The organism is Thermosynechococcus sp. M98_K2018_005 (assembly GCF_015295825.1).
Taxonomy (GTDB): Bacteria; Cyanobacteriota; Cyanobacteriia; order Thermosynechococcales; family Thermosynechococcaceae; genus Thermosynechococcus.
The window spans coordinates 1-11406 of the sequence record NZ_DVEH01000004.1 but is presented as its reverse complement, the minus strand read 5'-3'; the positions used below and the strand labels follow the sequence as shown (position 1 = coordinate 11406).

9 protein-coding genes and 1 pseudogene are annotated in these 11406 nt (G+C 54.0%); 8 read left to right on the top strand and 2 right to left on the bottom strand.

Annotated features, from left to right (window positions below):
* The 7 genes from IGQ15_RS00505 to IGQ15_RS00475 form a co-directional block, all read left to right on the top strand.
* On the top strand, positions 1–1195 hold a 1195-nt coding region (locus tag IGQ15_RS00505), incomplete at its 5' end, for a response regulator (RefSeq protein ID WP_297047592.1).
* Positions 1195–1572 (top strand): response regulator, encoded by a 378-nt coding sequence (locus IGQ15_RS00500; protein ID WP_297047591.1) that lies wholly within the window; start codon positions 1195–1197, stop codon positions 1570–1572. The genes IGQ15_RS00505 and IGQ15_RS00500, both read left to right, overlap by 1 nt.
* Complete coding sequence (locus tag IGQ15_RS00495; RefSeq protein ID WP_297047588.1) at positions 1572–2060, top strand: chemotaxis protein CheW; 489 nt, start codon at positions 1572–1574, stop codon at positions 2058–2060. The genes IGQ15_RS00500 and IGQ15_RS00495 overlap by 1 nt, the downstream gene beginning before the upstream one ends.
* Positions 2057–3616 (top strand): methyl-accepting chemotaxis protein, encoded by a 1560-nt coding sequence (locus tag IGQ15_RS00490; RefSeq protein ID WP_297047584.1) that lies wholly within the window; start codon positions 2057–2059, stop codon positions 3614–3616. The genes IGQ15_RS00495 and IGQ15_RS00490 overlap by 4 nt, the downstream gene beginning before the upstream one ends.
* Before the next feature lie 12 nt (positions 3617–3628).
* Positions 3629–6235: a hybrid sensor histidine kinase/response regulator gene (locus IGQ15_RS00485; protein WP_297047581.1), complete on the top strand. Its 2607-nt coding sequence runs from the start codon at positions 3629–3631 to the stop codon at positions 6233–6235.
* Positions 6236–6343: 108 nt separating this feature from the next.
* A complete protein-coding gene (locus IGQ15_RS00480; protein ID WP_297047579.1) occupies positions 6344–9673 on the top strand; it encodes a tubulin-like doman-containing protein in 3330 nt (1109 codons plus the stop codon).
* Between the two features lie 76 nt (positions 9674–9749).
* On the top strand, positions 9750–10217 hold the full coding sequence (locus IGQ15_RS00475) for a type IV pilin-like G/H family protein (protein WP_297047576.1): 468 nt from the start codon (positions 9750–9752) through the stop codon (positions 10215–10217).
* On the opposite strand, the gene IGQ15_RS00470 is transcribed toward IGQ15_RS00475, so the two are convergent.
* Positions 10214–10585 carry a metalloregulator ArsR/SmtB family transcription factor gene (locus IGQ15_RS00470; protein ID WP_297047574.1) on the bottom strand — a complete coding sequence of 124 codons (372 nt, stop codon included), beginning with the start codon at positions 10583–10585 and terminating at the stop codon, positions 10214–10216. The genes IGQ15_RS00475 and IGQ15_RS00470 overlap by 4 nt on opposite strands.
* Positions 10586–10705: 120 nt before the next feature.
* Between IGQ15_RS00470 and IGQ15_RS00465 the strand changes: the two genes are divergently transcribed.
* The gene (locus IGQ15_RS00465) at positions 10706–10873 is read left to right on the top strand and encodes a metallothionein (RefSeq protein ID WP_297047571.1); all 168 of its coding nucleotides are present in this window, start codon (positions 10706–10708) and stop codon (positions 10871–10873) included.
* On the opposite strand, the pseudogene IGQ15_RS00460 reads toward IGQ15_RS00465, so the two are convergent.
* A pseudogene (locus IGQ15_RS00460) lies at positions 10870–11406 on the bottom strand (hypothetical protein); the annotation flags it as partial. The gene IGQ15_RS00465 and the pseudogene IGQ15_RS00460 overlap by 4 nt on opposite strands.

Genomic DNA, 11406 nt, shown 5'->3' with positions numbered 1-11406 from the left:
TTGTCTATTGCTGATTCAGCGATCTATTCAGATTGTCAAAGGGACAGTTTCTATGACGATGAGTACACCTACGTCAAGTTCAGTAGCGCAAGTGGGCGATAAAGCATTGGCATTTCCAGCACGGGTGATTCAGAAGGTGATTGGCGATCGCCTCTCCGGTCACTTAACCTTTATCGATCCGAAGGATTCCTCCATCGGCTGGAACCTGTATGTCGGCAATGGTCAACTGCATTACGCCAATAGCACTGTCGGGCATCAGGAACGCTTCAACTACCTGTGTCAACGCTATTGCCCCCAACTCAGCACTCAATTGTCAGCCGATGAAACCGAGTATCAGTATCTCTGTCGTCTTTGGCAACAGGGGCAATTGACCCTTCCCCAACTGCGTAAGCTGCTCTTTCTCTTTAGTCAAGAAGCGCTGGTTCATATCTTTGCCATGCCCCAAGCCTCAGTGCGGGTGGAGCGGGTGGCGGGTCTGGATCACTTGGTACTCTGTGTGCCGATCAAGCAAACCCTGAGTCAACTGCGGCAAGCTATTACCCAAGCGGTACAGGTGCGCACCTATTTGAACTCGCCGCTGCAACGACTGGTACTCTCCACCACCGAGCGGATTCCCGCTGATCTGTGGCTGATGGATTATGGCCGCGATATTGCCGCTGCGTTGCCTCAACTCTTGGAGCAGACCCCCGTACTCTATGAAGTGGCGACTCAGTTGCGCATGGAGGCGATCGCCACAGCTCAGTTGTTGCAACCTGCCTTAGTCAATGGCTTGATTGCCCAACATCCCTACAATGCGCCCACGAGTGATACTCGCCCAATCGTGGCTTGTATTGACGATAGTCCCACCATCCAGCGCAATGTCCGCCTCATTTTAGAGACCTGTGGTTATCGGGTGCTAGGTTTGATGGAGCCAACCCATGCCCTGGGTGCCCTTAATGACACTAAGCCTAACTTAGTCTTAATGGATATCTCGATGCCAGAAATAGATGGCTATGAGCTATGCCGTCAACTGCGGCAAACAGAAGCCCTTAAGGATGTTCCCGTCGTCATGCTCACAGGGCGCGACGGGCTAGTGGATCGGATTCGAGCACGGATAGTGGGGGCGACGGACTATTTGACGAAGCCCTTTACCCCACAGGAGTTACTATCGTTAGCAGAGCGATTTACCCACACTGCGGCGATGGAGAGTTATTAATGAAGCAGGTGCTAGTCGTTGAGGATTCCCACACAGAGCAAATCATGATTGTCTCAATTTTAGAGAAATTGGGACACCAAGCCCATGTGGCGGAAACAGCGGAAAAGGCTATGGAATGGTTGGCCACGCATCAGCCTCCCGATTTAATTGTGCTCGATATTGTGATGCCCGGAGCCAATGGCTTAGAACTGTGCCGCGAAGTACGGGCGAATCCCCTCCTCAAGACAGTGCCGATTATCTTTTGCTCCTCTAAGGATCAGGACTTTGATCGCTTTTGGGCCTTGCGCCAGGGGGGCAATGACTACATTACGAAACCCTTTGAACCCCAGGATTTAATTGAAACCATTAACAAGTACTTACCTCCCTTGCCTCGATGATGTCTGTAAGTGCCCCAGCCATTCAGGAATACTTTCATGTGGAACTGCCCCGACGGGTGAATGTGGCGATTCCCCTTGGGCAAACGGCTGAGGTCTTAAGTGTTGAGCCACGGAATATTTGTCTGGTGCCGGGGGTGTCAGCCGCTCTTTTGGGCATTAGTAACCAGCGCGGGCGGTTATTGTGGATGCTTGACCTGTTGCAATTGCTGGGGGTGCAGCATGATTGGGGGCGATCCCCCCACCAACGTTGGACGGCACTGGTGATGCGTCACGGATCATCGCCGCGTCAACTGGCTTGTTTGGTGAGTCAACTGCGGGGGATTATTCATGTTTCGCCAGAGCAGCAGCAACCGGTGCCCCAGCGACTTCAGCGGGAGGTGCAGCAGTATTTGCAGGGTTTTGTGCAGTTGAATCGGCTGCCAATTTTACTATTGAATGTTGAGGCCATTTTTGAAGCTGTCGTCCGTTCACCCGCTCCTGCCCTATGACCTCCCTTGCGAATTCCACCCCCCCCACCTCATCCCTGAGCGATTGCTACTTCAATGCCATTCTCACTCAGGATATTCCGACCCTGCGTGCCCTCCTTGAGGAAGACCCCACTGATCGCTTGGTCCAGTTGAGCCTAGCCACTGCCCTAGAACAGGCCGGCGATGTTGCCGCCGCCCAAGCCCTCTATCAGGCGATCGCCGAAGCGGATCAGGGCATTTTTGGCCAAAGTGCTCGCAATGCCTTGGTGCTATTGCAGGGAAGCCCTGCTGCTCCCCCGCCCGCCCCACTGCCCAGTGTCCCCGTTGCGCCGACCCCCATTCCCCTAGGACGGGGTCAAATCAAACAGTTGCGGCAGGGACTGCACACCTTAGAAACATGGCTCGTGCAACTTCAGCAACAGGAGTGGGATGCACCGATTCCAGAGATTACTGATCCTCAACTCGCCGCCATCGGCCAAGGAATTGCTGCCTTGGTGGCTCAACTCCAGCAGCAGCAGGCTCAGCTTGAAACCCTCGAAGCCCAACGTCAAGGGGAAGCCCAGCGGCAGCGCCAAGAACGGATGAAAATGCAGGAGGCAGTGATTAACCTATTGCTGGATATTGAGGGGGCACAGCGGGGAGACCTCACCGTACGCGCCAAGGTGGACGAAGGAGAAATGGGGTCTATTGCTGATGCCTTCAATGCCACGGTGCGCAGTTTGCGGCAAATTGTCGTGCAAGTCCAGACTGCTGCTAACCAAGTACAGGCTGCTGCCCAAGCCACCCAAGGGGCGATCGCCGGACTTGTGGCAGGGGCAACCCAGCAAGCTGCCGACATTGATCGCAGTGTGGAAGCGGTCGAGAGGATGGCCGCCTCAGTGCAAGCAGTCGCCAATTCTGCCCAAGAAGCAGCAGCGATCGCCGCAGAGGGGTTGACGGCGGCCCAATTGGGGGATGCGACCATGGACACCACCGTAGAGAGTATGGAAAATATCCGCCTCAGCGTGGCCAACACCGCCAAGAAAATGAAACGTCTTGCCGAATCCTCCCAAGAGATTTCTAAAATCATCAACATCATCTCCAGCATTTCCGAGAAAACCAACCTTTTGGCCTTTAATGCCTCAATTGAAGCTGCACGCGCCGGGGAACACGGCCAAGGCTTCCGGGTGGTGGCCGATGAGGTGCGCCGCTTGGCCGAGCGGGTGACAGATTCAGCGCGGGATATTGAGCAGTTGGTGACAGGGATTCAGCAGGAGACGGCTGAGGTGCTTCAGGAAATGGAGGACAGTACGGCGCAAGTGGTCAAGGGCACCCAGTTGGTGAGTCAAACCAAAGCAACATTACAGGGACTCGCTCGCCTCAACCAACAGATTGATTCACGGCTACAAGTGATTTCTGAGCGCACTGCTTCCCAAACGTCCACAGCCGCAGAAGTGACGCAGATTATGCAGGGGGTTGCCCAGATGGCCCAAACAACAACTTCAGCGGCTGCTGCTGTGGTGGATGCCATGGAAAGCCTAGTGGCCGTTGCTGCAGAACTACAAGCCTCGGTATCCCGATTCCGTGTGGATGCCTAAGGAGAGCTAGCCATGACCCTCGACGCTGCCGACCTTGCCGCCATTACCCAGGAGGCACGCCATTGCTTCCTCTACGAGGATGCCCCAGAGTATTTACTGCTCCTCGAACAATGGGCAGAACAGGTGGCCACCGATCCCGAGCGTCACTATACGGCTGAGGATTACAACACGCTGATGCGGGCGGCGCATTCCCTCAAGGGGGGGGCTGGGATTGCCCAACTCAGTGAGCTACAGGCCTTAAGCCATCGCCTAGAGGATGTTCTGGAAGCCCTCAAAGAGGGTCGCATGGGCGATCGCCCCCGTGCCCATCGTCTTCTGATTCAAGGGATTGAGCAAGCCCAAGAACTCTTGGCTGCCGCCAAACAGAACCATTCCCTAACACCCACTCCCCGCTATCAAGCCCTTCTTGCAGCCCTGACGGAACTCCTTGGCACCGTCGCAGCCACTCCCTCGTCTTCCACTGCGCCTCCCCCCGATTTGCGCACCGCCTTGACGCAAACCCTTGAGGCATCCCTGCAGCGTCTAGAGGCCAGTACCACGGATGCAGAGCGGGAGACGGCTTTGGCTCACCTGATTGCCACCGCCCAAACCCTAGGGGAACAGTGCGCAATTCCTTGGTTACAGCAACTGGCCGCAGAATTACCGAAGCTCGCAGCGGATTTGCCCCTTGGGGAATTAGCGCCCGCCGTTGTCGCTGAATTTCGGCAATTGCAGCAGGCAGAACTGGCCAAGTTACCGACCCCTACCCCACCTGCGGAAACCGCCCCCCCCCAAGACAGCTATCTGCGCATTCCCGTCAGTCGTCTCGATTGCCTCGCTAATACCGTCAGCGAATTGCTCATTGGTCAAGAACGCCTCACCCTTTATCAACAGCAGTTTTTGCGGATCAATCGCGAACTGAAGCACCGCCTTGAGCAATTTCGCCCCATTCGCGATCAGGTACAGACGTTCTACGATCGCTTGGCCACCCCCCTTGGGAGTCAAGGTGTAGCTGCGAATCGTCATAGTGGCTTTGATGCGCTGCAATTTGACCGCTACACAGAACTGCACACCGCGCTCCAAGATTTTCAAGAATTGCTGGTGCGGATTCAGGAGACGGGCGCCGATATTGATCTGCTCAACCGGGATCTCCAAGAAGCCCTTGATCTCAACCGCCAGCACTTAAACAGTCTCTACGGTGAACTGACAAATTCCCGCTTGGTGCCCTTTCGCCAACTGGCAGAAAAGTTTGTGATCGCTGTGCAAACCTTGGGCGATCGCCACCATAAGCCCGTCCAACTGGTGATTGAGGGGGGCGATACCCTTGTGGATCAAGTGATTTTGCAGCAACTTAAAGCACCCCTGACCCATCTGGTGCGCAACGCCTTTGACCACGGCCTTGAGCCGCCCCAACAGCGGCAGCAACTGGGCAAGTCCCCGACAGGAACCATCTGGCTGCGGGCACGACTGCGGGGGAACGCCGTGGAAATTCAGGTGGCCGATGATGGTCGAGGGATTGATCTGCAGCGGGTGAGTCAAAAGGCAGTGGAACTTCAGCTCTGCCCTCCTGAAAAAGTTCCCCACCTGAGCCGTGAGCAGATTTTAGAATTTCTCTTTGTACCTGGGTTTTCAACCGCCAAGCAGGTGAGTGATCTTTCTGGGCGTGGGGTGGGATTGGATGTGGTGCGCGAGCAAGTCCAGCGATCGCGGGGACGTCTGCAGATCACCACTGAACCCCAGCGGGGAACAACCTTTACCCTCACCCTTCCCTTGACGCTCAGTCTGCTGCCCATGGTGCTGTGTCAAGTCGGGGAGCTAACCTTGGCCATCCCAGATTTGAGTATCCGCGAAGTCATTGCCCTGAAGGAATACACAGATATTCACCACCCCAGCGCCACCATTGACTGGCAGGGACAATCCATTCCCCTGTATCCACTGCATCAATTCTTACCCTATCAGCGTCCCCTGAGTGCGCCAACGCAGCCCCTTGGTGTGGGTGTGGTTGTGGATGTGGCTGGTCAGGCGGTGGCCTTGGCAGTAAACTACCTCATTGCCGAGCGGGAGTTGGTGGTCAAGCCCTTTGATCAAACGGTACCCGTGCCCCCCTACGTCATGGGTTGTACGGTTCTAGGAACTGGTGAAGTGGTACCGGTTCTCGCTCCCGACAACCTTGGAGTACTGCTTACGCCAATGGAAGTACCAGCCCCGCCGGTGACGACCCCAGACCAGCAGCGCACCATACCCCAAGTGCTGATTGTTGATGATGCGATTACTGTGCGACGGCTCTTGGATGCTGTGCTAAGGCAGGCGGGCTACGATGTTGTGGAATGCCGCGATGGCAAGGAAGCATTGGATTTTCTCCTTGGCCAAGGGGATCAGGTGTCCCTTGTGCTCACGGATATTGAGATGCCCCGCCTCGATGGCTATGGCTTGCTAGAGGCGATTCGTCTTTCGGCGCGTTTACGCCATTTACCGGTTGCCATCTTAACGTCACGGGGAGGGGACACCCACCGCCAAAAAGCCTTCCAACTGGGTGCTAATGGCTACATTGTCAAACCCTTTCAACCCCAAACGTTGCTGCAAACGGTGAACCAACTGCTGGCCGATCGTCATGCTGCCGTGGTGACGCTCAGCCGCTAAAACTATCAGATTGCATTGCTGCAAAAATTTTTTATGAAACATTGCGATCGCCAGATTTTGCGGACATCCTTGCTAGGATCGGGGTGACTTGCGGCGGAGAGAGCAACCATGCCTGCACAGGTGGAAGAAAAATCAATTGTGCCGACGGTCGTTGTGGGAGTGGGTGGCACAGGGATTGAGGTGCTATCGCGGGTGCGGCGATTGGTGGAGGAAACCTACGGCAGCCTGAAACAGTTTCCCGTGATTAGCTTCCTTGCCATTGACACCGATCGCGACTACAAGGTGAGCAACCCCCTCGCCGCTGGCTCTCCCCTCAAGGACAACGAAAAGCACTGGGCCAGTGTCAGTGGCAAAAACGTGCAGCAAATCATTCAAAACCTCGACAACTACCCGTGGATTGCCTCTTGGTTTCCCAAGGAACTGGAGCGCAACATTACCGCCCTAGAGGCCGGGGCAGGTCAAATCCGTGCCTGTGGTCGGTTTGCCTTCTTTTGCAACTACCATGCGATTCAACAAAAATTCCAAGCGGCTAGCGATCGCGTCAAAGGTCACGAAAGTTTTATGCAAAGCCGCTACGGCCTCAAGGTCAACAATAGTAGCTTAAATGTCTTTATTACGGGTTCCCTCTCTGGGGGCACAGGTAGCGGTATGCTCATTGACCTCGGCTATTGTGTCCGCCACTGGCTAAAGGGGCAGTCGAGTCCCCTCGTCACGGGAATTGTGCCCATGCCCAATGCCTTTGCGGCGATTAGTGTCGGCGATCGCGTGCTGGCCAATGGCTATGCCGCCCTCATGGAACTCAGTTACTTTGCCGACTACCGCACCGAGTACGTGGCGCAATTTAGTAGCAGCCTCAGCGACGAAGTGCGCTACAACTGTCCTCCCTTTGACTTTACCTACCTTGTGGGCACCAAAAATGGCGAGAGCGAATTCAAGCTCGATGAGATTCGCGAGATGATTGCCCAAAATATCTTTTTGGATCTCACTTCTGACTTTGCTCCCCACAAACGCTCCATTCGCGACAACATTAAGGCGGCTTGGGCGTCTCAAGATGCCGGCGGGCGGAGCTATCCCAAGAGCTTTATGGCCTTTGGCCTCTCCAGTGTCGAAATTCCCATTGCCCAAATTCGTGCCTCCTTGACCTATCGCCTCTGCCAAGACTTTATTGACTGGTGGCTGAATGAATCGGTACAATTGCCGCCCCAGCTTTTAGAGGTCACCGAGAGTCTCCTGAAACCCATGAACTTGCTGGATATGGATTTGGTACTGGCCTTGGCAGCAGCGGGCGATCGCCCCTACATGCAGGAAATTTCCCGCTGGGTTAATGATCTACGTAATCAAATTAGCCGTGAAAACCGCCTTGAATGTACCCAACAGGGAGTAGGGGGCATAATTGGTGCGGAAAGAGGCAAAATTTTGCAATTTGTGCCTTGGCTGAGTGAACAGGTCGACAATTACCGGGCTGCTCACTTACGGGAACTGAGTCCCGATGAGCGCCTCCACGGTGACTTTTTGCAGCGCATGTACGACAACCGCAATCAAATTATCCAGCAAGCTCGCCAAAGTCTTGAGGAGGAGTTCTACCGCATTGTTGAAGATCGCAATCGGGGACTGAAGTTTGCCAACGCCTTTCTGCGGCAAATTCGCCAAATTTTTATCAGTCAGCAGGAAAAATATGACCGCGAAATTCAGCAAACTTGGCAACCCAATATCACCAATCGTCAGCGGCAGTACGAAAATGCCCTTCAGGACATCAACCACTTCAGCACTCTCTTTGGCATCTCCAAGCAAGCAAAAATGGAGGAATTTTGCCAGCAGGCTCTAGAAGGAATTGAGGGCAGCTTCAATGCCACCATTCAAGCCAAAGCCCGCTTTCTGGCTAAAGAGGTGATGGACAAACTGGAGGAATGGCTGCAAGGGATGGAGGCACGTCTTGCCAAGCTCAACCAGCGGCTCCTCAATTTACGGGATGGTTTCAAGGCGATGGCCGATAGTCAAGCGGATAGTGCCGATGCCCTGCGGATCAATGGCGTGAAGCTCTACGATCGCCAAGAACTCAATAGCCTTTATCAAGACCTCGTCGAGCGCTATGCCGGCGCCAATACCGGTGTGGCCTCCACATTTACCATTGGTCTCAATCAACTCTGTACTACGACAGCGACAACGGTGTTGCAGGAGGCGAGTCCCCTCTGGAAGCAAACCCGCGCCGCCAATGAGGTAATGCGCCTATTGGATCTGGCGCAACTGGCAGAGGTCCAAGAAAGTGACCTACGGGAGATTATCCAAGAAACGGTACGGCGCACCGTGCAAAATGCCCCAGAAGAGAGCCGCCTTGTGCGGGATCTCACCGCCTGCGATCGCCTGTTGCAGTTTTATCGCAATGATGAAGCGGAGATCCTCAATGCCCTGCGCATGGCTTACCAAAAATCAAAGCCGCTACTATTGCTCTCCCAAGCGGTCATCAGTGGCCGTGATGCCGGCTTTACTCCTTCAGTGAATACGAATATCGCCATTGTCGGCGGTGAAAATACGGCTGATTTGGCTGCCAAAAAACTGATTCCCCTGCTCAAGAACCTCGTCAAACCCAGTGGCCAGAGCATTACCAGTGATGACATTAAGCCTTTGGGCGATCGCGAGCGGCACCGCATTGTCTTTGTCCAAGAAATGGGGGGCTTTTCCCTACGCTGTATTGAGGGCATGCCCGAACTACGCCAGTCCTACCAAGATTGGCGAGGCCAAATGATTACCGCCAAACGCGCCCGCCTGCGGGGAGAAAACCGCGATTTGCCCATCCCCGTACACCTGCAAAAAGATCCCCCCTTCTGGGATGTCTTTCCAGAGAACCCCCAAATTCTAAAACTGGTGGTGACTGCTCGCGCCCTTGGTGTCCTCAAACAGGCAGAAAACCGCGCCACCCGCGAAGCCACCATCCGCTACACCCGCCATACTACTGTTGGCCTTGAAGATGTGGACATTGCCGGCAACTGGGAGGAAGTGACCCAAGTCCTAGAAGTGCTGGCCTGCCGTCCCGACTTAGAAGAAATTCAACGCCAAGTGACCGTCATCCTCAAAGCAGCCGCAACCCCAGAAGAAAAGCAAGCCCTCTATGAGCATCTACTGAACTATTTGAAGCGACGCGAGGAAGAACTCCACAAAGCCGGGGGACGCGACAGCCTTGAATACAAGCGGGAAGCCGCCATTCTCCAAGAGGTGATCCAAACCTATCAATTGGCTCAAGGCACACCAGCCCCTCGCCCCACACCAACGTCCCCTGCTCCTGAACCATCCCCATCCCAACCCGAACCGACACCTGAAACCCGTACTTCGGCGAATTCCCCTAGTTTAGAACAACTGCAACAACTCGTAGCCATGTACCAGCAGGGGCTACTCTCAGAAGCAGAGTTCCAAGCAGCCAAGAAAAAACTACTGGGACTTTAGGGGAGAGCTCTGTAATTTCACGGAAATCTGTGGGAACACTTTAGGGTAAAAACAAATCCAATACTGGAGCATTCCTATGTCTCCCTATCGTCCCAACCTGCCTTGGTTCTACCGATCGCTCATCTTTTCAAAAGGCTTTACCCTCATTGAACTACTCGTCGTTGTCATTATTATTGCGATTTTGGCGGCGATCGCCCTCCCTTCGATGTTGAATCAGGCCACCAAAGCCCGCGAATCCCAAGCCAAAACGAATATTGGTGCCGTGAACCGTGCCCAGCAAGCCTACCGTTTAGCCAATCCCACATTCTCCCCTGACATCGCAAGGTTAGAAATCGGCCTTAGTGATACGCCCGACTATGATTACCAGATCACCGTTGCGAATAGTAACTACGCGGAATTCCAAGCCACCCCTGAGCGTCCAGACTTGAAAGCGTTGACAGGCTGCACCTACGCCACGTACACAACATTGACCACAACTCAAATTTTAGAAGCAGCTCCTTCGGGCTCCAGTATTGCATTGCCACCCAGTTGTCCTTCTCCCTAGGCTGTTTCTGAATCTTCCTCATCTAAGTGTTCCGCCACCGCCTCGTAGAGCGCCAGCACGTGGTGATCCAGCAATTGGTAAAAGATATGTCGTCCTTGGCGACGGAAACTCACCAGTCGCATCGCTTTGAGCATCCGCAATTGGTGGGAGACGGCAGATTCGCTCATTTCCAGTGCCACAGCAATATCGCCAACACAGAACTCCCCTTGGGCAAGCAAGGCAACAATGCGCAGTCGGTTGGCATCGGCTAGCAGGCCAAAAAGTTGCGCCATTCGTTGGGCTTTTTCCGTGGAGAGCAGGCGATCGCTTGCCCGTGCCAACGCTTCGGGATGATGGGGATGGGTAACAGCAAGAGTTTTAATGTTCATACTTCTATCATAGGCGCTGCCCAGACAATCAATAACTGATTGACACTTGAACAAGTATTCAGATATATTGAAAGAGAGGCGACCTACGCCTCCCTTCAGTCCCCGTTTGGAGAAAAAGCTATGACAACTGTTACCCAAATGAAATGTGCCTGCCCCCACTGCCTCTGCATTGTCTCCCTCAGCGATGCGATCATGGTCGAGGGCAAACCCTACTGCTCCGAAGCCTGTGCCAACGGTACCTGCAAACAAAGCGGTGGTTGTGGCCATACAGGCTGTGGCTGCGCCTAGAAAGAGCTAGCCCCGTCCCTACCGGAAGAAATGCGCTGGGCTTTTTGATGTTGATGTCGTAAGGACTTGATTCCGTTCAACAGACCTGTCGGCAAAACATTCAGCAAAGCCAGCGCAAGTATTGCTTTGTAGCATTTCCCCCGCCACGCCAGACGTAGCAGAGTCGTTACATCTACTGAAGCTCCTTGAATTTTTGCATTAGTTAAAGTAGCCAAGGCAATTCGCTGAAAACAAGCTTGAATGCCTCTGTAGTGGCAACTAGGCGTTTCTTGAGAATGCAAAAGTTCTACTAAAAAAGGTAATGAGGCAGGAATAGGAGGTGTTTGAGGCTCGCCGCAGCGATTCTCTGCATCCTGATTGTAGATTGTTGTCACTGTCGCTTGATGGGCAACAGGAAATCGCAGAGCTAGCTTGCACCAAGTGATGTAGTCTTCATTGAGTTTTACACCCACTGGAAAACCGCCCACAGCTAATAAATGCTCCTTACGCACACAACAAGTTGAAGAAGTCACAATACTCAATCCCTTGGCATA

Excerpts from the sequence above, each read along its gene's own strand:
- IGQ15_RS00500 (WP_297047591.1), top strand. The coding sequence starts at position 1,195 with ATGAAGCAGGTGCTAGTCGTTGAGGATTCCCACACAGAGCAAATCATG.
- IGQ15_RS00495 (WP_297047588.1), top strand. The coding sequence starts at position 1,572 with ATGTCTGTAAGTGCCCCAGCCATTCAGGAATACTTTCATGTGGAACTG.
- IGQ15_RS00490 (WP_297047584.1), top strand. The coding sequence starts at position 2,057 with ATGACCTCCCTTGCGAATTCCACCCCCCCCACCTCATCCCTGAGCGAT.
- IGQ15_RS00485 (WP_297047581.1), top strand. The coding sequence starts at position 3,629 with ATGACCCTCGACGCTGCCGACCTTGCCGCCATTACCCAGGAGGCACGC.
- IGQ15_RS00480 (WP_297047579.1), top strand. The coding sequence starts at position 6,344 with ATGCCTGCACAGGTGGAAGAAAAATCAATTGTGCCGACGGTCGTTGTG.
- IGQ15_RS00475 (WP_297047576.1), top strand. The coding sequence starts at position 9,750 with ATGTCTCCCTATCGTCCCAACCTGCCTTGGTTCTACCGATCGCTCATC.
- IGQ15_RS00470 (WP_297047574.1), bottom strand. The coding sequence starts at position 10,585 with ATGAACATTAAAACTCTTGCTGTTACCCATCCCCATCATCCCGAAGCG.
- IGQ15_RS00465 (WP_297047571.1), top strand. The coding sequence starts at position 10,706 with ATGACAACTGTTACCCAAATGAAATGTGCCTGCCCCCACTGCCTCTGC.